Source organism: Azoarcus indigens, assembly GCF_004361735.1.
GTDB classification, from domain to species: domain Bacteria; phylum Pseudomonadota; class Gammaproteobacteria; order Burkholderiales; family Rhodocyclaceae; genus Azoarcus; species Azoarcus indigens.
The window spans coordinates 82832-105273 of record NZ_SNVV01000017.1 but is presented as its reverse complement, the minus strand read 5'-3'; the positions used below and the strand labels follow the sequence as shown (position 1 = coordinate 105273).

At 68.3% G+C, this 22442-nt stretch carries 16 protein-coding genes; 5 read left to right on the top strand and 11 right to left on the bottom strand.

All coding sequences use genetic code 11. The features are described from left to right. Positions 1-288 precede the first annotated feature (288 nt). The 4 genes from C7389_RS17750 to C7389_RS17735 all read left to right on the top strand — a co-directional run bounded on the left by C7389_RS17750 (position 289) and on the right by C7389_RS17735 (position 11641). The gene (locus C7389_RS17750) at positions 289-2208 is read left to right on the top strand and encodes a sensor histidine kinase (RefSeq protein WP_162851774.1); all 1920 of its coding nucleotides are present in this window, start codon (positions 289-291) and stop codon (positions 2206-2208) included. Beyond that, a complete protein-coding gene (locus tag C7389_RS17745; protein ID WP_133593960.1) occupies positions 2205-2903 on the top strand; it encodes a response regulator transcription factor in 699 nt (232 codons plus the stop codon). The genes C7389_RS17750 and C7389_RS17745 overlap by 4 nt, the downstream gene beginning before the upstream one ends. Positions 2904-3084: 181 nt before the next feature. Continuing rightward, positions 3085-4809, top strand: a complete 1725-nt coding sequence (locus tag C7389_RS17740) for a ShlB/FhaC/HecB family hemolysin secretion/activation protein (protein WP_133593958.1) — start codon at positions 3085-3087, stop codon at positions 4807-4809. Positions 4810-4825: 16 nt separating this feature from the next. After that, positions 4826-11641, top strand: coding sequence for a hemagglutinin repeat-containing protein (locus tag C7389_RS17735; RefSeq protein ID WP_133593956.1), 6816 nt, complete (start codon positions 4826-4828; stop codon positions 11639-11641). Between the two features lie 185 nt (positions 11642-11826). On the opposite strand, the gene C7389_RS17730 is transcribed toward C7389_RS17735, so the two are convergent. The 3 genes from C7389_RS17730 to C7389_RS17720 all read right to left on the bottom strand — a co-directional run bounded on the left by C7389_RS17730 (position 11827) and on the right by C7389_RS17720 (position 13616). Continuing rightward, a complete protein-coding gene (locus C7389_RS17730) occupies positions 11827-12054 on the bottom strand; it encodes a DUF2798 domain-containing protein (protein WP_133593954.1) in 228 nt (75 codons plus the stop codon). A 70-nt stretch (positions 12055-12124) separates the two neighbouring features. After that, the gene (locus tag C7389_RS17725; protein ID WP_133593952.1) at positions 12125-12904 is read right to left on the bottom strand and encodes an NAD-dependent protein deacylase; all 780 of its coding nucleotides are present in this window, start codon (positions 12902-12904) and stop codon (positions 12125-12127) included. Between the two features lie 94 nt (positions 12905-12998). Further along, entirely contained in the window at positions 12999-13616 is a 618-nt protein-coding gene (locus C7389_RS17720; protein WP_133593950.1) for an FMN-dependent NADH-azoreductase, read from the bottom strand. A gap of 37 nt (positions 13617-13653) precedes the next feature. On the opposite strand from C7389_RS17720, the gene C7389_RS17715 reads away from it, so the two are divergent. Further along, positions 13654-14160: a winged helix-turn-helix transcriptional regulator gene (locus tag C7389_RS17715; RefSeq protein WP_211168310.1), complete on the top strand. Its 507-nt coding sequence runs from the start codon at positions 13654-13656 to the stop codon at positions 14158-14160. Positions 14161-14654: 494 nt separating this feature from the next. Here the strand turns inward: C7389_RS17715 and C7389_RS17710 are convergent, their stop codons facing one another. From C7389_RS17710 to C7389_RS17675, 8 genes are all read right to left on the bottom strand, one after another. Next, positions 14655-15203, bottom strand: coding sequence for an ureidoglycolate lyase (locus tag C7389_RS17710; protein ID WP_133593948.1), 549 nt, complete (start codon positions 15201-15203; stop codon positions 14655-14657). Further along, complete coding sequence (locus C7389_RS17705) at positions 15203-16549, bottom strand: amidase (RefSeq protein ID WP_133593946.1); 1347 nt, start codon at positions 16547-16549, stop codon at positions 15203-15205. Before C7389_RS17705 ends, C7389_RS17710 begins: the two co-directional genes overlap by 1 nt. 217 nt (positions 16550-16766) lie before the next feature. Continuing rightward, a complete protein-coding gene (locus C7389_RS17700; RefSeq protein ID WP_133593944.1) occupies positions 16767-17450 on the bottom strand; it encodes a DUF2848 domain-containing protein in 684 nt (227 codons plus the stop codon). A gap of 39 nt (positions 17451-17489) precedes the next feature. Further along, entirely contained in the window at positions 17490-18773 is a 1284-nt protein-coding gene (locus C7389_RS17695) for a TRAP transporter large permease (RefSeq protein WP_133593942.1), read from the bottom strand. Further along, positions 18770-19387 carry a TRAP transporter small permease subunit gene (locus C7389_RS17690; protein WP_133593940.1) on the bottom strand — a complete coding sequence of 206 codons (618 nt, stop codon included), beginning with the start codon at positions 19385-19387 and terminating at the stop codon, positions 18770-18772. Before C7389_RS17690 ends, C7389_RS17695 begins: the two co-directional genes overlap by 4 nt. 88 nt (positions 19388-19475) lie before the next feature. Continuing rightward, entirely contained in the window at positions 19476-20513 is a 1038-nt protein-coding gene (locus C7389_RS17685; protein WP_133593938.1) for a TRAP transporter substrate-binding protein, read from the bottom strand. Positions 20514-20599: 86 nt separating this feature from the next. Further along, a complete protein-coding gene (locus C7389_RS17680) occupies positions 20600-21394 on the bottom strand; it encodes a putative hydro-lyase (protein ID WP_133593936.1) in 795 nt (264 codons plus the stop codon). An 83-nt stretch (positions 21395-21477) separates the two neighbouring features. Next, the gene (locus C7389_RS17675; RefSeq protein ID WP_133593934.1) at positions 21478-22401 is read right to left on the bottom strand and encodes a LysR family transcriptional regulator; all 924 of its coding nucleotides are present in this window, start codon (positions 22399-22401) and stop codon (positions 21478-21480) included. Positions 22402-22442: the final 41 nt, after the last annotated feature.

The window sequence follows — 22442 nt, the reverse complement described above, 5'->3', positions numbered from 1 at the left end:
CCTGCATGCGCAAGCTCCTGACCATCATGAACGCCATGATCAAGAACAACACCCCATGGAGCCCATCGCCCGCTTGACGGCCAACACGGTTGCTCTCCCGCGAGGGGAGAGGGGAGGTAAGTCCGCGGAGCTGGGCGGTTGTGGGGCCCAAGCTCCACGGCGGGCCGGGCGATTTCCGCCGCTAGCACAGCGCATCCTGCGTGTCGGAGTTGGATGGAAATCCTTACACGCTCGGGTAAATTACGCCCCGCTTTTGCCCTCCCTCCACCCTGCCCCGCCGCCCCTCCCGTGCGCTCCGTCCTCGACTTCCGCCCCTGGCTCGCTGCCTGTCTGCTCGCGTTGCTGCTGCTCGGCGGCGCGCAGGCGCAGGCGGCGGGGCGCATCGCGGAAGTGGCGGTGCTGGTGGACAGCGCCGGCAGCGAGACCATAGACACGGTGAGCGCTCCGGCCGCCGCCGGCCGCTTCCAGCCCCTGCGCGGCACCAGCCTGTCGGCCGGCTACAGCATGGAGGTGCGCTGGCTGCGCATCACGGTGGATACCACCGCCGGCGGCGAGCAATGGCTGGAAGTGCAGCCGCCCTACCTGGACGACCTGCGCCTGTACGAAGCCCTGCCCGGCGGCGGCTATGGCGAGCGCCACGCCGGCGACCGCCAGCCCTTCGCCGCCCGCGAGGTGGCCTACCGCGGCTTCGTCTTCCGCCTTCACCCGCCGGAGGCCGGACGCCAGATCCACTACCTGCGGCTGCAGACCACCAGCACCTCGCTGGTGGCGCTGGAGCTGTGGCAGCCGGATGAGTTCCAGCTCGCCAAGCGCAGCGAGTACGGTGCCCTCGGCATCTACTACGGTCTGCTGTTCGCCGTGTTGCTGCTCAACCTGCTGCAGTGGGCGACCGTGCGCGACCGCCTCACCGGCCACTACCTGCTCTACCTCGCCGTCACCGGCTTGTTCTTCTACGGCTCCAACGGCCTGGCGGCGGAGTATTTCCTGCCCGGCCAACCGGCGGTGACCGACGCCTGGGTGAGCGCCGGCGGACCACTGGTGATCGCCTCCGGCGCGCCCTTTTTCCGCCGCCTGCTGCTGGTGGACCGCAGCCGGCCGGTGCTGAACTGGCTGTTCCACGGCCTGTGCCTGCTGCCGCTGCTGGTGATCCCGGCGGTGTTCACCGGCCACTACACCCAGCTCGCCGGCAAGCTGCTGTGGTACGTGACGGCGATGAGCCTGCTGTGCACCTGGCTGGCGGCGCGGATGTGGCGGCGCGGCCAGGTGGGCGGCGTGCTCGTCTTCCTCGCCTACTGCGCCGGCATGTTCGGCGTGTTCGCCGCCACCCTGACCATGCTGGGCGTGTTGCCGGGCAATCTGTGGATCGTCTATGGCAACCAGATGGGCATCATGTGCAGCGTGCTGGTGATGCACCTGGCGGTGGCCGCCCGCGCCCGCGCCATCGACGAGGAACGCCGCGAGGCCCTGCAGCGGGTGGCGCTGACCCAGCGCGAGCTGGAGAGCGAGCGCCACGCCCGCCAGGAGCAGGGCAAGTTCCTCGCCATGCTGTCGCACGAGCTGAAGACGCCGCTGGCGATGATAGACGGCGCGGTGCAGTCCCTCGCCCACCTGCTGGGCGGCGCCCCGCCGGACGTCGCCCGCCGCCACGACCGCATCCGCCGCGCGGTGCGCCGCATCAACGGCCTGGTGGAGCAGTTCCTGACCCACGACCGGGTGGACGACGACCGCCTCGCCCCGCGCCGCGAGGCGGTGGACCTCAACGCCCTGGTGGAGCGCATCGCCGCCGAGTACGGCGCCGCCGACGGCCGGGTGCAGTTGCGCAGCGGTGCGCTGCCGCCGCTGCAGTGCGACCCGGCGCTGCTGCGGGTAGCCCTGGTCAACCTGATCGACAATGCCTTCAAATACGGCCCGCCCGGCAGCCCGGTGGTGATCGCCACCGGGCTGTCCGGCACCGGTGCCGGCGCCATGGCGGCCATCGAGGTGATGGACCGCGGCCCCGGCATCGCCGAGAACCTGCGGGAGGAGGTGTTCGAGCGCTATGTGCGCGGCACCGGCCTCGGCGACATTCCCGGCGCCGGCCTCGGCCTCTACCTCGTGCGCCGCATCGCCAACGTGCATGGCGGCAGCGCCGCGGTGGAGACGCGGCCCGGCGGCGGCGCCCTGTTCCGCATCTGCCTGCCCCTGCATCCCACCCTGGAGAACGCATGATCCGCATCACCGTGGTCGAGGACAACGCCGACCTGCTCGACGATGTCATCTTCAATCTCGAACGCGAAGGCTTCGACGTCGCTGGCGTCGGCAACGGCGTCGAGCTGGACGCCAGCCTCGCCAGCCGCGGCTGCGACGTGCTGGTGCTGGACCTCGGCCTGCCCGGCGAAGACGGCCTTTCCATCGCCCGCCGCCTGCGCCACAGCCGCCCGGCGATGGGCATCCTGATGCTCACCGCCCGCAGCGGCACGGAAGAGCGCATCAGCGGCCTCGAAGGCGGCGCGGACGTGTATCTGGGCAAGCCGGTGGACATGCGCGAGCTGGCGGCGGCGATCAAGAGCCTGGCCCGCCGCCTCGGCCTGGAGCGCAACCCCGGCTGGCGCCTCAACACCCGCCAGCTGCGCCTGCACGGGCCGGCCGGCGAGATCGCGCTGTCCGGCCTGGAGTGCGCCATCCTCGGCACCCTGGCCGACGCCGAGGACCACAAGGCCAGCCGCCGCAGCCTCATCGAAGCGCTGGGGGCGGACTACCTCGCCTACGACGAACGCCGGCTGGAAACCCTCATCAGCCGCCTCCGCCGCAAGCTGGCCGACTGCCTCGCCACCGGCGCCGAGGCCGGCAGCGGGGGCGACAACCCGCTGCGCGCACTGCGCGGCCAGGGCTACATCTTCGCCGCGCCGCTGCAACGCGTCTGAGGAGAGGCTTCCCGCCCCCGACGAGCTCCATCCGTCGCCTTTCCGGCGACGGTGACAATAATTCACGCAATTCGTCAGATTTGGTCAGCTTTGACAAATTCTGACTCCTTAGCATTGCCCGCAGACCGCAGGCTTCCATTTCCGGGAGCCGCTCGAATTCGCCACGAGGAAGCAAGGGGCAATGCAACTCACCGCCAAGCGCATCACCATCGCCGCAGCCATCTGCTGCGCCTTCGGCAGCACCGCTGCCCACGCCCAGTCGGCCGCCGACCTTGAGAACGCCCGCCGCCAGGCGGAGCAACTGCAGCGCCAGGAGCAGGAACGCATTCAGCGCGACCGTGAGGACGCCTTGCGCCAGCTGCCGCCGGGCGGCACCGACACCCGCCAGCTGACGCCGGAGATCAAGGTGCCGGCGCTGGGCGCCAAATGCCGCGACATCAACGAGATCGTCATCACCGGCGCCGACAAGATGTGGGCGATGAAGCGCGACGAGATCATCAGCCAGTTCGTCGGCCAGTGCCTGGGCGTGGTCGAGATCGAGCGCCTGCTGGCGGAGATCACCAAGGACTACATCGACCGCGGCTACGTCACCACCCGCGCCTACCTGCCGCCGCAGGACCTGACCAAGGGCCGCCTCGAGATCCTGGTGGTGGAAGGCAAGGTCGAGAAGATCATGTTCGAGGACGAGAACGGCCGCGCCTCGCTGGTCACCGCCTTTCCCGGCGTCGAAGGCGACATCCTCGACCTGCGCGACCTGGAGCAGGGCATAGACCAGCTGAACCGCCTGCAGTCCAACAACGCCAGCATGGACATCCGCCCCGGCAGCGAGAGCGGCGCCAGCACGGTGGTGATCCGCAACGCCTCCAGCTACCCGCTGCACGCCAGCTTCACGGTGGACAACCAGGGCTCGCGCTCCACCGGCCGCCACCAGTACGGCTTCACCGTGAGCGCCGACAGCCTGTTCGGCCTCAACGAATTCATCATGGCCACCCACCGCGAGGCGGTGCCGGACCCGGATGCCCGCACCAAGTCGATCAGCGACAGCTTCTTCGCCTCCATCCCCTTCGGCTACAGCCTGCTGACCTTCACCACCAGCCAGTCCGAATACACCTCGCGGCTCTACACCGCCGGCGGCCAGATACTCAAGGCCAACGGCATCAGCGACAACACCTCGCTGCGGCTGGACCACGTCGCCTACCGCGACCAGGTGAGCCGCTTCGGCGTCGGCGCCGCCCTCACCGCCAAGGAAACCCGCAGCTACCTCGCCGGCCAGCTGCTGGGCGTGAGCTCACGCAAGCTCACCATCCTCGACCTGGACACCAATTTCTCCACCGCCCTGGCCGGCGGCGTGTTCGCCATCACCATCGGCTACTCCAAGGGCCTGCACCAGCTCAGCGCGCTGCAGGACGCCGACAACCTGCCCGACTGGGCGCCGCGCGCCCAGTTCGACAAGTGGCGCTACAGCCTGGACTACACCCGCCCCTTCCGCGCGCTGGAGGAGAACTTCCTGTTCACCAGCTCGGTGACCGGCCAGGTGGCCATGCACACTCTGTACGGCTCCGAGCAGATCACCATCGGCGGCCTCTACTCGGTGCGCGGCTTCACCGACAACAACCTGTCCGGCGACCACGGCTACTACTGGCGCAACGAACTGTCGATGCGCAAGCCCGTCGCCGTCGGCAACCAGAGCTTCAACACCCGCTTCTTCGTCGGCCTCGACACCGGCCGGGTGTGGAACCGCACCGCCGAAATCCCCGAAGGCAGCATGACCGGCGCCGCCGTCGGCGCCTCGGTGGCGTGGAAGGGCCTGAACTGGGAACTGTTCACCACCCACCCGATTTCCGCGCCCCACCAATTCCATAGCGAGGGTTACCAGACCTGGTTCCGCCTCACCTACGCCATCTGATACCGGAGAACTCGCCATGAACCACGCCTACCGCCTGATCTGGAGCGAGCTCCACCGCTGCTTCGTCGTCGCCGCCGAAACCGCCCGCGGCCGCGGCAAGGGCAAGAGCGCCAAGAAGCTGCTCGCCGCCGCCGTGCTGCTGGGCAGCGCCGGCACCGTGCTCGCCCAGGTAAACCCCGCCACCACGGTGGTGCCCACCGGCGGCAACACCAACGCCTTCATCTCGCCCAACGGCGTGCCGGTGGTGAACATCAACACCGCCAACGCCGCCGGCGTGTCGCACAACCAGTACACCCGCTACGACGTCGAAACCAACGGCCTGGTGCTGAACAACGGCAACTCCGACCAGGTTGCCCGCCAGTCCCAGCTCGCCGGCCAGGTCATGGCCAACCTCAACCTCGCCAAGGAAGCCACCGTCATCCTGAACGAGGTGGTGTCCACCCGCCGCAGCACGCTGGCCGGCTACACCGAAGTGGTGGGCGGCAAGGCCGACGTCATCGTCGCCAACCCCTACGGCATCACCTGCTCCGGCTGCGGCTTCATCAACACCGACCGCGTCACCCTGACCACCGGCACGCCGGGCTTCAATGCCGACGGCAGCGTCGCCGGCTTCGCCGTCAGCCGTGGCGACATCCTCGTCTCCGGCAACGGCCTGGACGCCACCGCCCAGCAGGTGCTGGACCTGGTGACCCGCAACGTGGTGCTCGACGGCAAGCTCAACGGCCAGGACGTCGGCATCTACACCGGCAACAACCGCTGGAGCTATGTGAACCGCCAGGTGACCGGCCGCGTCGCCGCCACCGATGACGCGCCCAGCTACGCCATCGACTCCACCGCGCTGGGCGGCATGTACGCCAACCGCATCCGCCTGATCGCCACCGAAGACGGCATCGGCGTGAACATGCGCGGCGACGTCGCCGCCACCGGCGACGACTTCACCCTGACCGCCGCCGGCAAGATCGAGATCCAGTCGTCCATCAGTGCGGCGCGCGACCTCGCCGTCACCACCACCGCCGCCAACGCCGACGCGCTGTTCCTGAACGGCGACAACGCCAAGCTGAGCGCCGACCGCGACCTCACGCTGGCCATCACCGGCGGCGTCAAGCTCGCCTCCGCCGAGCTCTATGCCGGCCGCGACCTCGACCTCGTCGCCGCCAGCCTCAGCGACATCTCCAGCGGCGGCAGCCGCTTCACCAAGCGCGATGCGACCATCGACATCGCCAACGCCGCCGACATCACCGGTTCCAGCTGGGGCGCCGGCAACAACCTGAGCGCCGAAGCCACCACCGTGCGCGCCGACGGCGCCAAGCTCTATGCCGGCAGCGACAGCAGCGCGGCCACCCGCAAGCTGACGCTCACCGTCTCCAGCGCCGGCAGCGAAGCCCTGGTGCTCACCGGCAACAGCGAAGTCAGCGCCAGCAACGCGGCGCAGATCGCCGTCACCGGCGGCACCCGCATCGACGCCGGCAGCAAGATCAGCAGCGCCAACACCCTGGACTTCGACGGCAACAGCCTGAACAACTACGGCACCGTCTATGCCCAGGGCAATGCCGACCTCGACCTGGTCACCGTCACCAACCGCAGCGGCGGCCTGATCTCCTCGGATGCCGAGCTGGCGCTCACCTCCACCACGCTGAACAACGAAGCCAGCGCCAGCATCAATGGCGACACCCTGGTCCTGAACGGCGGCACCACGCTGACCAACGCCGGCCGCATCCAGGCCACCAACGGCTCCACCCTGCAGCTGGCCTCGCTGACCAACGACGTCGCCAGCGCGGTGATGCTGCTCGGCAGTGCCGCCAACGCCGCCTCCACCATCACCGTGAGCGGCGCGCTGATCAACCGCGGCGCCATCCACAACGCCGGCAACTTCACCCTCAACGCCGGCAGCCTGGCCAACACCGGCACCGGCGGCATTTCCTCGCTGAGCACCCTGAGCGTCACCAGCGGCCTCAACATCATCAACGACGGTGCCTTCTACGCCGGCCAGGCGCTGAACCTGACCGCCAACAACGGCACCATCAACAACACCGCCAGCGGCACCATAGACAGCAACGGCAGCTTCACCGCGCGCAGCAAGGACTTCATCAACGCCAACGCCATCGTCGCCCTGGGCAACGTGGACATCGGCGTCACCAACAGCTTCCAGAACATCACCGGCGGCGCGCTGCCGACCAAGAGCGAGACGCTGACGGACAACGGCGACGACCACGTTCTCGGCTACCTGTGGACGGAAAGCAGCCCCGGCTATGACGGCGCTGACATCGCCGTCTGGGAAGACTCGGTGCATGTGGTCGAATCCCTGGTCGGCACCGTGCCCACGCAGAAGGCGCAGATCATCTCCGGCACCCGCATCGACCTGAATTACGCCAACAGCGGCTCCAACGTCATGGCGCTGATGTCGGCGCCGACCATCGCCATCACCGGCACCGGCACCTTCACCAACCAGGATTTCTCGCTCTACGAGTACGACTACAAGCGCCAGTGGATCCGAATCGCCGACTGCGGCGGCATCTTCTGCTCGTCGACGGACTACGCCTACTGGGGCCGGGTGAATGCCAACATCTCTGCGCCCCACCCGAATGACGCCGGTGGCGAAAACTGGGATACCTACAACCCGGGTTACGGTTGGGTTCAAACCGGCAGCGTGGCCCAGGCCAAGGTGGCCGCCAACGCCGGCCGCCAACCGGTTTCCTACACCGTCATCGCCAACTACGGCGCCGGCATCCACGCCACCAATCTCACCTTCACCGGCGGCGCGCTGAACAACGAAGGCTCGCCCTTCCCGACCTCGGTCAGCGATACCGTGCGCGGCGCCCCCACCGCGCCGACGGTCACCTCGGCCAACGCGCCTGGCACCGCCACCCTCGGCGGCCTGCCGGTCAGCCTGCCGACCAATCCGAACGGCTATTTCGTCCCGAACCAGAACCCGGACTCCAACTACCTGATCGAGACCAACCCGCTGTTCGCGGTCGGCTCCAACTTCGTCGCCTCCGACTACCTGTCGGTGCGCTACGGCTACAACCCGGACGTCACCACCAAGAAGCTGGGCGACGCCAACTACGAGGCCTACCTCGTCCGCCAGCAGCTGATCGCCGCCACCGGCAACAACCTGCTGAAGGGGCAGGAAAGCGAAGCCGCCCAGTTGCAGGCGCTGTACGACAACGCCTATGACCAAGGCACCGCGCTGGGCCTGAAGTACGGCGTGGCACCCACCGCCGCCCAGCTCGCCAACCTCACCGAAGACATCGTGTGGATGGTCGAAACCGAGGTGAACGGCGTCAAGGTGCTGGCACCGGTGGTGTACCTGGCGCAGAACACCCGCGACAGCATCGAGACCGGCGCGGTCATCGCCGCCACCAACACCACGATCAAGGCCGATACCGTCAGCAACACCGGCGGCACCATCGCCGGCAGCGGCAACCTGAACATCGAGGCCACCGGCGACATCACCAACACCAGCGGCACGATCAAGGGCGGCAACGTCTCGGTGACCTCCACCGAAGGCAACATCGTCAACCAGACCTACGCCGAAGGCAGCGGCAACAACCTCTCCTACAACACGGTGATCGGCAAGACCGGCGGCATCGAGGCCACCGGCGACCTGTCGCTGGACGCGGCCAAGAACATCACCGTGCTCGGCGCCGACGTGAAGGCCGGCGGCGATGCCTCGCTGGCGGCCGGTGGCGACGTCACCTTCGACACCGTGCAGGACAAGACCACCACCTCCAGCGCGAGCAAGTCCGGCGGCTTCCTGAGCAGCTCCAGCTCCAGCAACACCACCACCACCGTCACCAACATTGGCTCCAACCTGGAGACCGGCGGCAACCTGAAGATCAAGAGCGGCGGCGACACCACGCTGGCCGGCAGCACCGCCAACATCGGCGGCGATGCCGACATCGACGCCGGCGGCAACCTCAACATCGTCTCCCGCCAGGACAGCGTCACCTCCAGCACCTCCACCTCCAAGTCCGGCGTAGGCGTGGGCGGGGGCGTGTATGGCAGCACCAAGACCACCACCGACACCTTCGACGGCACCAACGTCGCCTCCACCCTCAACGTCGGCGGCAACGCCAACCTGAAGGCGGGCGAGACCATGACCATCCAGGGTTCGGATGTGAACGTGGCCGGCGATGGCAACATCGAAGCCAAGAACGTGCAGGTGCTGGCCGGCCAGGATGTGCACACCAGCAGCACCCGCACCGAGACCACCACCTTCCTGTCGACCAGCTCCTCCGGCAACTCGGAAGCGGCGGCCAAGGCGGGCGCCAGCGCCGGCGGCACCGAAGCCTCGGCCAGCGCCAGCGCGGCGGCCTCGGCCAGCAGCAGCAGCCAGGTCAACCTGATGCAGACCCAGGTCACCCAGACCAACACCCTGGACGTGACCAACCGCGCCGCCACGCTGAACATCGGCGGCAACGCCACCATCAAGGCCGAGCAGGACGTCACCCTGAAGGGCGCGGAAGTGTCGGCCGGCGGCAACCTGGATGTGAAGGCCGAGAATGTGAACATCCTCGCCACGCAAGACATCCACACCAGCACCACCACCACCGAAACCACCTCGCTGGGCTTCTTCACCGACAGCCAGGCCAACGCCGGGGCGAAGGCGGGCGCCAATGCCGGCGTCGGCCTCACCGGCGGCAGCGCCGATGCCAGCGCGGAAGCCTCGGCCAACGCCTCCTCCACCACCACCATCGGCCTGCGCACCCAGACCGAGAAGAGCAGCGAGCTGGACATCGTCAACCAGGGCTCGGTGCTGAAGTCCGGCGGCAACATGAACATCACCGCCACCAACCAGGTGAATGTGCAGGGCTCCAACGTGGCCTCCGGCGGCGACATGAACGTCGATGCCAAGGACATCTCGGTGACCGCCGCGCAGGATGTGCACACCAGCACCTACAGCAGTAACACCACCACCGCCGGCCTCTACGTGGAAGGCAGCGCCAGCGCCAGCGCCGGTGCCAAGGGCTCGGCCAGCCAGGCGGGCGGCGCCGAGGGCAGCGCCGAAGCCAAGGCCGAAGTCGGCGTGGGTGTGGGCCTCACCGCCAGCAACTCCAAAACCTCGGGTGTTGACCAGACCACTACCGCGGTGACCTCCAGCCTGAGCTCCGGCGGCAACATGACGCGCACCGCCAGCGGCACCATCACCGACCAGGGCACGCAGATCGAAGCTGGCGGCAACTTCACGCAGAGCGCCAGCGAGATCAAGAGCCTGGCGGCGGAGAACACCAGCTACTCGTCCACCAGCAGCGACAGCAGCAGCCTGAAGATCGGCCTCACCGCCGGTGCCAACGCCGGTGCCAGCGCCAACAGCAGCGGCGAAACGGAAACCGGGGCGGCGGTCACGGTCGGCTTCGAGGCGTCTGCCTCCAAGAGCAGTTCGTCCTCCACCTCCAGCAGCAGCGAGGCGGTGACTTCCAACATCAAGGCCGGCGGCAACGTCAGCAGCAGCTCCAGCGGCAAGACCACGCTGCAGGGCACCAACATCCAGGCCGGCGGCGACGTCAGCCTGGAAGCCTCGGATGTGGACTTCCAGGCCGCCCGCAACACCAGCTCCAGCAGCGAGAAATCCTCCGACGTGTCGGTGGGCGTCTCCGCCTCGGTGGCGGTGGTGGGCGACGAAGCCAGCGGCAGCGTCAATGTCGGCGTCGGCAACAGCAACAGCAAGTCCTCCTCCTCCACCGCGGTCACCGGCAGCATCAGCTCCGGCGGCAACGTCACGGTGAAGACCAGCGGCGACACCCGCTTCGAAGGCACCAACATCGAATCGGCCGGCGACACCACGGTGGCCGCCGGTGGCAACGTCACCTTCGACGCCGCCCGCAACACCTCCTCCGAGAGCAGCAGCAGCACCTCGGTGGAAGTCGGCGTCGGCGGCGGCAAGACCGCCGAGGGCAAGTCGGCCGAAGCCTCGGTGGGCGTGGGCGTGGAAAAGAGCAGCGCCAATTCCAGCGAAGCGGTCACCGGCGGCATCAACAGCGGCGGCAAGCTCACCGTGAGCGCCGGCAAGAACGCCAGCTTCGAGGGCACCGCGCTGCAGGCCGGCGGCGACGTTTCGCTGGAAGGCGAGAACGTCACCATCAGCGCGGCCAAGAGCACCGCCTCCGAGTCCTCCACCAAGGTCGATGTCGGCGTCTCCGCCAAGGTGGAAAGCGGCGGCGGCGAAGGCGAGGCCAACGTTGGCGTCGGCACCTCCAGCATGAACTCCAGCACCTCCACCGCCGGCTCGGTCGGCTCCTCCGGCGGCAGCGTCACCGTCAAGGCGCGCAGCGGCGACGTCAAGCTGGAAGGCACCAACGTGGATGCGGCCGAGAACGTCACCCTGGATGCGGCCCGCAACGTCTCCATCACGGCCACCACCGACACCTATTCCTCCTCCTCCACCGACGTCAGCGTCGGCGTCGCCGGCTCCAGCAAGTCCGGGAGCGACGAGAAGACCGGCGAGAAGTCGAGCGAGAAGTCCGCCTCGGCGGAACTGGGCGTGGGCGTGGCCAAGGAGAAGTCGGTGACGCAGACCGGCGCCAACATCAACGCCGGCAGCAACCTGACGATCAAGAGCGGTGGCGACACCACGCTGCAGGGCACCCAGATCAATGCCGCCAGCGGCGGCCTGGAAACCGGCGGCAAGCTGGTCACCCAGTCGGCCAACAGCAGCAGCTCCAGCACCTCGGTGGAAGTCGGCGTCGCCGCCAGCGCCTCCAGCGGCAACAAGAGCAACGAGAAGACCGGCACCAGCGAAGACAGCGGCTCCGGCGGCTTCGGTGCGGGCACGGCGGTGGGCAGCAGCAGCTCCCGCTCCAGCCAGGGGGTGAACATCAACATCGGCAAGTAAGCCCCGCCGACGGCGCCCCCGGCCGCGAGGTCGGGGCGCAAGCAAAAGGCCGCTGACGGAAATCCTCCGTCAGCGGCCTTCTTTCATTCCTGCGGCGGAGGCGGCGCGCCCTCCCACCCGTAGGCAAACGGCGCGGCCCATCCCGCGCCGCGCCGTTTGCCTCCCGCTTAGCGGCGGGGAAAAGCTCAGTCCGAACCGAAGGCGGTGATGAAGCGCGTCGCCCGCTGCGCCAGCGGAATGGCGAAGAAGGCCGCCACCGCGGCAATCGGCCAGGCCAGCAGGAAGGCGTGCATCCACCGCGTGAGGAAATCCGGCGTGAGGCCGAGGTTGAGGAGGGTAATGACCGCGGTCATCACGAACGCCATGATGGCCGACATCATGACCGGCATGACGTGATGGGGCTTGAGTCTCATCGGGGCAGGGCTCTTATATCGGTATCGCTCGATATTGCCATGCGCGCCGCCATGTGTGTGCACTGCACCATCAGTGTTTACCGCAAAGCAGGGCCGGCAGCACGGTCGCTGCGGAACCCTTGAGATTGAAGCGGGCCAGCGCATCGAAGGCGGTATGCCCCGGATTCACCTGCAGCAGCGTCGCCCCCGCCCGCAGCGCCTGCTCCGGCAGGGCTGCCGCCGGATGAACCAGGGCCGAGGTGCCCACGCACAGCACCAGGTCGCAGGCATCCATCGCCTGCGAGGCCGCGCGCCACGCCGCCTCCGACAAGCCCTCGCCGAACCACACCACGCCCGGTCGCAGCGCGCCGCCGCACTGCTCGCACCGCGGCGGCGCCAGCCTGCGCCCGCCCTCCGGCTCCACCGGATCGGCCAGCGCGAATTCCCCCGGCGCGCCGCAGGCGCTGCAGCGCGGCGCGAACAAGCTGCCGTGCAGATGCACCGCCGCCGGGCCGCCGGCGCGCTCATGCAGGTCGTCCACGTTCTGCGTCACCACCGTCACCCCGCCGCTGCCCTCCGCCGCCCGCCGGGCGGCGAATTCCGCAATCGCCCCATGCCCCGCATTCGGCTGCGCCGCCCTCACCCGCGCCCGCCGCCACTCGTACCAGCCCCACACCAGCTCGGGATCACGCGCGAAAGCCTCCGGCGTCGCCAGCGCCTCCGCCGAGAAACGCGCCCACAGGCCGGTGAGCGCATCCCGGAAGGTCGGCACCCCGCTCTCCGCCGACATGCCGGCACCGGTGAAGATGACGATGCGGCGGGCAGCGGCTATGGCATCGCGGGCAGCGGCGAGAGGGGGCCTTGTATCCATCAAGAATCGCCTCCGCGTAGCGCGTGAGGACATCGCTGGGTGCAAGTAGCCATGCCCGCATCGAACAGGACAGCGCTCTTCTCCGCACCCGTGGTCATGCCGCCTTCGCCAACAGGGTTTGCACCGCCATCTCGGTATTGGCAATGGCGGCCTTTGCCGCGTCCGGGCCAAACACGGTACCTTCGACGCGCACCAGTTCAACATCAGTGAGGCCAATGAAACCGAGCAGGTGCAAGAGGTAGTTGCTTTGGAAATCGAACGGTGCCCAGGCGCCTTCCGAGAACACGCCGCCGGCGGCGGCGACAAGATAAACCTTCTTGCCGGTCAGCAAGCCTTTTGGCCCGGTGTCGCCGTAGCCGAAAGTGACAGCTGGCCAAATGATGTGATCAAACCAGGCCTTGAGTTGGGAGGACGGTCCGAAGTTGATCATTCCCGAGCCAAGCACAACTACGTCAGCGGCCTTTAGCTCATCAACCAGCTCTTGGGCGATCCGCACTGCCTCAACCTGCTCAGGCGTCCGGGCATCTGGCGCCGTGATGCGGCCATTAACGTAGGCAGAAGTGATGTGGGGAAGCGGGTCTGCTGCGAGATCACGCACCGTCAGCGTACCGCCAGAGCGAGCCTTGAGGCCTTCGGCGATCTCGGTTGCGAAGCGTGTGGAAAGGCTTTCAGCCCCGCGGGGACTTGAGGTGACCAGTAGGATGTGGCTCATGAGGGCTCCTAGGGATAAAAGAGGAACTAGGTAATCAATGATTCCTGAATTACCAAACCATACGAAGGATGGTATGGTTCCCATGATCGATCCACAAGAAGGCACATGTATGTCACTGAGTCACATTGATCTGCCTAAGGACATGCCGCAGCCCGATGCCGAAGGCTGCCAGGCCACCCGCGAAATTCTGGATCGCATCGGTGACAAGTGGAGCCTTTACATCATCGCCACGCTGGCAAACGGAGCGCGGCGTTTCAATGAGCTGAAGCGGGGAATAGACGGCATTTCGCAGCGCATGCTGACGCTGACGCTGCGCGGTCTGGAGCGTGATGGGCTGCTTACCCGGACGATGTATCCGACAATTCCGCCGCGCGTCGACTACGAACTCACCGCATTGGGAATGACGCTGCTAGGACCCGTGATGTCGCTGGTCAACTGGGCGAATGCCAACAAGTCAGCCATATCCGAAGCGCATCGGCGCTTTGATGAAGAGTCCGAACCGGAGCGGATCTCCGTTCAGGGCGTTATCTACCAACGGCGGTAAGTTCCCTGATCGGACGGCTGCTTTCTCGGCCGATTGAAGTGTCGCGCTGCCCCCGAGGCCTTGCGCATCGTGCTGAACGCCCCGCCCAGCACGGATGTCGGGCAGACGCCGTAAGCCTCCGGCTTCACGCTCACGATGCCGGCGCAGCGTGGAGCTTCGAGTCGGCGCACGTGGGCAGCCGCCACTTCGCGCGGGCCGCGACCGGCCGTGGTCTGCCCCTGCGCGACGCGCCGGCAGGGTGATGCAGAACCCAGTAACCGAACTGGAAAATCGGACGCTCTGGATCCATTCCCGGATCTGCCGTCCTGACAGCAATGCGCAGCCCGCTCCACCCGAGCTCCCCCGATGTTTCATCGCTTCGCCAGCCTGGTGTGTGCCGGCCGGGCATCCGCCGTGCGAGGTGAAGAACTGGCCGATCGGGCGCCAGGCGCGATCCGGGGACTTGGATGCGTTGTACCCGGAGACGGGCCGGCCCTCGCCACCAGCGGGGCCGGTTACAGCTGCAGCAGCGGCTCGGGCTCCCCCAGCGCCGCCAGCTCGACGATGCTGCTCTCGCTCGCCGCGCTGCCGCCTTGCAGCGCGGCAGCAAGATCGGCGGTGGTCGAATGGCGGGTCAGCATCAGGCAGGTGGTCTGGCCGGCGAAGACGAAGCTGGTGTGCCAGCAACCCGGCTTCATGCATACGCCCCGGCCGTTGGGGACGCGGAAGGCGCGCAGGCGCTGCAGGTCCGGCGTGCGCGGGTCGTCCTCACGGCCGGGGCAGACCACCTGCACGATCTCGCCGCCCAGCGGCACGATGGCCTGCTGGGTCAGCCAGTGGGCTTCGAGCAGGCGCACCCGCAGGCTGTCGTTGCGGTAATTCACCCACAGCACTTCCGGCTGGCCGGCGGCGCCGGCGTCGAAGTCGTGCACATGCCAGAAGTCGCTGCCTGGGTTGCTGAAGCCGGTGGCGGCGGCGTCGTAGCGCTCGCCGCCCAGCGCCCAGCCGAAGGGGGCGAAAGCCTCCGCGCTCAACGCCTCTATCGTCACCACGGGCGTGCTCATCACGCCGCCAGCACGCTTTCGATGGCCTGGCCCAGCGCCAGCACGCGGCGGTCGCTGCCACCGGCGGCGGCGATCATCAGGCCTACGGGGGCATTGCCGGTGTCGTGGCAGGGCACCGACAGGGCGCAGCCATCGAGGAAGTTGATCAGCGTCGGGTTGCGCAGCATCAGGCCGTTGGCGGCGAAGTAGGCCTGCTCGTCGCGCACCAGCAGGTCGATCTCCGGCGCGATGCGCGGCACGGTGGGCATCAGCAGGGCGTCGAAGCCGGCGATGCGGGCTTCGACCGCGGCGATCCAGCGCCGGCGGGCAGCCATCAGGTCCAGCAGGTCGGCGGCGCTCATCTTGGCGCCGACGGCGATGCGGCTGCCGACGCGGGGGTCGTACTCGGCGCCGCGGTTTTCCAGGTAGCCGCGGTGCCAGGCCCAGGCTTCGGCGGCGGTGAAGGTGCCGCGGGCGTGCAGCTGGGCGAGCTGGGAGAACTCCGGCAGCGCAATGCGGCGCACCCGGGCGCCTTCGGCCTGCAGGCGGGCGAGGGCGATCTCGAAGGCGGTGGCCACGGTCTCGTCCATGTCGTTCAGCGCCACGTCGGTGGGCACAGCGAAGCTGGCGTCGGCGAGTTCGGCGGCGGCGGGGATGTCCACCGGCTCGCCGGCCAGCACCGCGTCCATGATGGCGCAGCAGCGCACCGAGGCGGCCAGCGGGCCGATGGAGTCCAGCGCGGTGGACAGCGGCAGCACGCCTTCCATGCTGACGCGGCGGGCGGTGGGCTTGAAGCCGGTGAGGCCGCACAGGGCGGAGGGGATGCGCACCGAGCCGCCGGTGTCCGAGCCCACCGCCGCCACCGCCATGCCGTCGCTGACCGACACCGCCGCACCGGAGGAGGAACCGCCGGGGATGCGGCCGGTGGCGCGGTCCCAGGGGTTGCGCGGAGTGCCGTAGTGGGGGTTGAGGCCGAGGCCGGAGTAGGCGAACTCGGTCATGTTGGTACGGCCGACGATGACCGCGCCGGCGGCGATCAGGCGGTCGATGACCACCGCGTTGCGGGCGGCCGGCGGCGCATCCTTCAGCAGCACCGAGCCGGCGGTGGTGGGCTGGCCGGCGATGTCGAACAGGTCCTTCACCGACACCGGCAGGCCTTCCAGCGGCGAGCGCACGATGCCGGCGGCGCGCAGGGTGTCGGAGGCACTGGCGGCGGCCATGGCGCGCTCGGCGTCGATGCGGGTGAACACCCGCGCGCCTTCGCCGGCGAGGTCGGTGGCGCGGCCCAGCGCGGCGGTGGTGAGTTCGACGGCGCTGCGGCGGCCTGCGGCCAGCTCGGCGGCCAGGAGTTCGATGGTGGGGAGCATGGGGCGGAGTCTCGTTATCGGCGATGAAGGAGGCGCCGGGCCGCGAGGGCGCCGGCGTCGCTGCGGCATCAGGATGGCGCGCCGGGCAAGACTCTCAGGCCCTGGGCGGCGCGCCAGCGCATGGTAAGGCAAGCATGCCGGCCGCAGGCGTGGCAGCCGGCACGGTGGAATGCCGCCGGGCGGGGAGGGACCGCCGCCCGGCGGCGCCGCCTGCCACTCAGGCGACTTCGGGCAACACGGTGGCGGTGTAGCGGTGGCGGATGCTGCGGCCGCTGCGCGGGTCGTGCAGCTCCATCTCGAAGGTGGCTGCCGGCCGGATGCCGCCGATGACGGCGACGGTGCCGCAGGTCATGCCGGTGCCTTCTTCCAGGCCCTTGCCGCCGGTGTAGCCGGCGATCAGGTCCTCGGCGGTGCGCAGGCTGGCCAGGGTGCCGTCCTGGTAGAGCACCTCGGCGCCGTTCTCGATGATGCGGGAGCGCACCTGCAGCTCGTCCCAGTGGCCGGCGACGTCGGCCAGGCGCCAGGCGGTGGTGGCCACCGGCTTCACGCAGATCTGCTTGGACAGCGCCACGCTGTGGGCTTCCAGCTTGCGGTCGGTGTGGTCGGAGGCGATGGAGAGGTAGAGCTCGCCATCCACCTTGAAGACGAAGGCTTCCACCTCGCCGGAGCTGTCGCCGCCGACGACCTGGATGGTGGCGTCCTGCGTCACCTGGTTGGCAGCCACGCGGTAGTACAGCGGCACGCTGCTGGGGCGCGGCACGCCGATCTCTGCCAGCTCCTCGATGTGGTGCTCGATGGCGGCGCGGTCGCGGCCGGCCCAGCCGGCGATGACCAGCTGGCGGATGTCGGCTTCCAGCGGACGGCTACCGCCGTCGATCTCAAGCGTGAAGTGCAGTTTCATGGTCTTGTTCTTTCCTTGGGATGTTGGGGATGGGGGCGTTCAGCCGAACACCGAGGGCAGCCACAGGGCCAGCCCGGGAACGAAGGCAAGCATTGCGACCATGGCGAACAGCGCCGCCACGAAGGGCAGGCTGCCAGCGATGACCGCCTGCATGGAGCCGCTCTTGCGCAGGCTCTGCACGACGAAGAGGTTGAGGCCTACCGGCGGGGTGATCAGCGCGGTTTCCACCAGCATGATGACGACGATGCCGAACCACACCGGATCGAAGCCCAGCGCGATCATCACCGGGGCGATGATGGGAATGGTGGTGATCATCATCGACAGCGTTTCCATGAAGCAGCCGAGGATGACGTAGAACACCACCACCGCCAGCAGCATCCAGCCCGGCGACAGGCCCAGGCCGGACAGGGTCTGGGTGATGGCGTCGGTGAGGCCGATGGCCGACATGATGAAGTTGAGGAAGGCGGCGGCGATGACGATGATCATGATCATCGCGGTGGCGCGCATGGTGTTCTCCAGCGCCTCGCGCAGCATGGCGAAGCCGAGGCGGCGGAAGCAGGCCGCCAGGATCAGCGCCCCCACCACGCCCAGCGCGGCGGCCTCGGTCGGCGTGGCGATGCCGGCGTAAATGGAGCCCACCACCAGCAGGAAGATGCCCAGCGGCGGCAGCAGGTGCACCAGGGAGGCGAAGCGCTCGCCCCAGCTCGCCCGCACCCGCTGGCCCCCCCATTCCGGCTTGAGCACGCAGGCGGTCACGATCACCGCCATGAACATCAGCGCCATCAGGAAGCCGGGGAGGATGCCGGCGAGGTAGAGCTTGGGCACCGAGGTGTTGGTGAGCACGCCATAGATCACCAGGTTGATCGACGGCGGAATCAGGATGCCCAGCGTGCCGCCGGCGGCGATGGAGCCGAGGAACAGCGGCTCGTTGTAGCCGAAGCGCTTGATCTGCGGCAGCGCCACCGTGCCCACGGTGGCGGCGGTGGCCACGCTGGAGCCGGAGGTGGCAGAGAACACGGTGGAGGCGCCGATGTTGGCGTGCATCAGCCCGCCCGGCAGCCACGACAGCCACAGGCTCATCGCCCCGTACATGCGCTCGGCGAAGCCGGCGCGCAGCAGCACCTCGCCCAGCAGGATGAACATCGGAATGGCGACGAGCAGGAACTCGTTGTTCGAACTCCAGGCCATCTCGCCCATCGCGCGGGTGAGCGGCAGGATGGAGTAGATCGGGTCCAGGATGAGGCCGAGCACGCCGAGCGCGGCGGCCACCGGCAGGCTGAGGCCGATCAGCACCAGCAGCAGGATGAGGGCGACGGCGATCATGCGGCTTCTCCCTTGACGATGCGCTCGCCGGCGGCGGCTTCTTCCTCCGCCTCTTCCTGGGCGGACTTCACCCCGGCGATCTCGCGCACGGTCTCCAGGTCGCCGGTCACCAGCGCCACCGAGGCGCGCACCAACATCAGCGCCAGCACCATCGAGAACCAGACCAGGCCCAGCACCCACAGCGCCTGCGGAATCCACAGCGGCGTCGCCAGCGGCGTGTTGGCGGCGGCCTTGCCGTCCCAGGAGGTCACCGCGACGTCATAGGCGTAGTAGCTCAGGTACACCGAGAACACGCCGAGGGAAACCAGCGCCAGCCAGTCCAGCACCGCGCACAGGCGCACCGGCAGGTGCTGGTAGATCACGTCCACCCGCACGTTGGCGCGCTCCAGCGCGGTGAAGGCCAGCGCCCAGGTGGTGCTGATGGCGAAGGCGTAACTGGACAGCTCGTCCGCCCCGCCGGTGGTGACGCCGAGAAAGCGGCGGGCGAGCACGTCCACCGCAATGAGGAACACGCTGGCGAGGGTGAGCGCGCCACCCACCCATACCGCCAGCCGCGACATCGTTCGCGCCATTCCCAGCAGGCGGGAAAGCGCGGCGCAATTCGTCTTGGTCATGAGGAAAACTCCAGAGGCCGGACGACCCGACTGCAGGGACGAGGCCAGGGCGCGCGGGCAGGCGCGCCCTGGCCGGAAGGTGCAAGGCTTACTTGCTGGCGGTCACGCCTATGGCCTTGCCGACGGTGGCGTTGAAGTCGCTCACGCACTGGGCCGAGCAGCGCGCCGCCCACTTGGAGAGCACCGTTTCGCGGATCTTCTTCAGCTCCGCCATGTCGGCCGCGCTGGGCTGCACCAGCACCATCTTGCCCTTCACCGGGTTGGGACACGCGGCGGCGCCGGTGTTGCAGTCATAGCCTTCCTGGGTCTGGCGCGCGGCGGCGTCCCAGATGTCGTTCACCAGGGTCTTCACCTCGGCCTGCAGGAAAGCCTGCACCTTGGGATCCAGCTTGTCCCAGGCCTTCTGGTTCACCGCGTGGATCTGCTGGTTCCAGTTGATGGGCAGCGCGTACAGATGGGTGGAGACTTCAAACCACTTGGCGGAGTAGCCCGACAGCGAACCGGTGATGGCGCAATCCACCACCTTGTTCTGCAGCGCCGGCACCACCTCGCCGAAGGCCAGGGTCACGCTGGAGCCGCCCACCGCCTCGACGAACTCGGCCTGGTTGCGGCTGCTGGTGCGCACCTTCTTGCCCTTCAGGTCGGCCAGGCCCTTCACCTCGGCGTTGCAGAACAGCACCTGCGCCGGATAGGTGGAGATGCCCAGCAGCTTCACCTTGGAGCCCTCGCCGTAGAACTTGGCATACACCGGCTCGAAGGCTTCGGTGACCTTGCGCGCAGTGGTCACGTCCGGTGCCAGGCCGGCGAGGTCGATGGCCTCGTTGATCGGGTTGTCGCTGGCGAAGTAGGACAGGGTGGCGGTGCCGAACTCGACCACGCCCTGGGACATCAGGCGCAGCAGCTCAGGCCCCTTCAGGCCCATCTCGTTGAAGCCCTTAATCTCGGCGGTGACCTGGCCGCCGGACTTCTCGGGGATGGTCTTGGTCCAGAACGGCCGCTCGTAGTCGGTATAGGCGGTCAGGTTGCTCAGGCCGCCGACGATCTTGAGCTGGGTCTTGGGCAGGTCCTGGGCCAGTGCGGAACCGGCAAGCAGGGTACCGGCGATAACGGCTAGGGTTTTTTTCATGGGACGCTCCTCCGATGGGGTGAGGGGTGATTCACGGGAAAGGCTGCTTACCCACCGGCGGCCCCCGCCGCCGGTGGGCAGGGAAATCAGAACAAGGCCAGGTCTGCGTTCTTCAGATCGGTCACCAGCATGTGGCCCGGCGCATGGGTGATGCAGAACGACGGCCGCGCCGCCGCCACCACCGACTGCGGCGTCACCCCGCAGGCCCAGAACACCGGAATCTCGCCGGCGCGGATCTCCACCGCGTCGCCGTAGTCGGGCGCCATCACGTCGCGGATGCCGATCTGCGCCGGGTCGCCCAGGTGCACCGGCGCGCCATGCACCGATGGAAAACGGGAGGTGATCTGGATGGCGCGGATGGCGTCGGCCGCCTTCATCGGCCGCATCGACACCACCAGCGGGCCGGAGAAGCGGCCAGCCGGCACGGTGGGAATGCTGGTGCGGAACATCGGCACATTGCTGCCGGCGCTGATGTGGCGGATGTCGATGCCGGCGGCCAGCAGCGCCTCCTCGAAGGAGAAGGAGCAGCCGATGGCGAAGCTCACCAGGTCATCCCTCCAGACGTGGGACACATCGGTGCATTCCTCCACCACCTCGCCGTCGCGCCACACCCGGTAGCGCGGCACGTCGCTGCGGATGTCCAGGTCTTCGCCTATGGACGGCAGGCGCGGGTTGCCCGCCTCCGACACGCCCACCAGCGGACAGGGCTTGGGATTGCGCTGGCAGAACAGCAGGAAGTCGTTGGCCAGCTCGCGCGGCAGGATGGCGAGATTGGCCTGCACATGGCCGGGCGCCAGGTTGGCCGTGGGGCCGGTGAAAGCGCCGCTGCGCGCCTGCAGGCGGGCGGCGACACTGGCGGGTACGGCGGCGGATGCGGACATGCGGACTCCGGGGTAACGGGTTGTTGCAAATCCATTTCAGCCCAGAAGTACCGCACTGTCTAATCGTATGTTCGGATTGAGACTTATAAGAAAAACGAATCAGCCGCCGCCTCTCCACCCTCCGCGCTGGCCGCCACCTGCGCCGCCAGCCGGGCGATGGCCTCCGCCACATGGCTGTCGCTGCCATGCAGCCAGCTGGCGGTAAAGGCCAGCTCCGGCAAGGGTTCGGCCGCCACCTGCAGCAGCCGCAGCCGGCCCTCCGCGAGTTCCTTGCCGAGGAAGACCGGCGCGATCACGCTGGTGCCTATGCCATCCCGCGCCATGCGCACCGCCATCGCCAGCGAGGCGAGGCCGTACATGCGCGGCGCCGCCACGCCGGCGCGCAGCAACATCTCGCGCACCACCTGGTAAGGCCGGCTGCCGGAGGGGTAGGTGATGATGGGCAGCTGCGCCACCCGCTGCAGCGTCAGCGGCTCCGGCCCCAGGTCCAGCTGCGGGCTGGCGACCCAGGCCAGCGGATAGCGGCACAGCGGCAGGTTCTCGACGTTGGCGTCGGCCAGCGGGCCCATCAGGAAGGCGAGGTCTATCTGCCGGCCGACCAGGTGGGAACGCAGCACCGGCGTGGTATCCACCTCGATCTCCAACACCACCTCAGGGAAGGTGCTGTGCACCCGCTCCAGCAGCGCCGGCAGCCAGGTCTGCACGATGGTCTCCGCCACGCCGATGCAGACCCGGCCGCTGATGGCGTTCTGCGAGCGCGCCACCAGCAGCATGTCATGGCGCATCTGCAGCATGCGCTCGGCGTGGGGCAGCAATTCCTGCCCCTTGGCGGTAAGCCGCACGCCGCGGGTGTCGCGGTCGAACAAGCGCGCGCCCAGCGCCTGCTCCAGCTGTGCGACCCGCTGCGATACCGCCGGCTGGCTGGTGTGCAGCTTCTCCGCCGCGCAGCGGAAACCGCCCAGTGTGGCGACCCAGTAGAAGGTTTCGATGCCGCGGAGTTCGATCACGTTAGCTGCTTGAGTGAAAAGGGCGATCATCCGAGCTTATC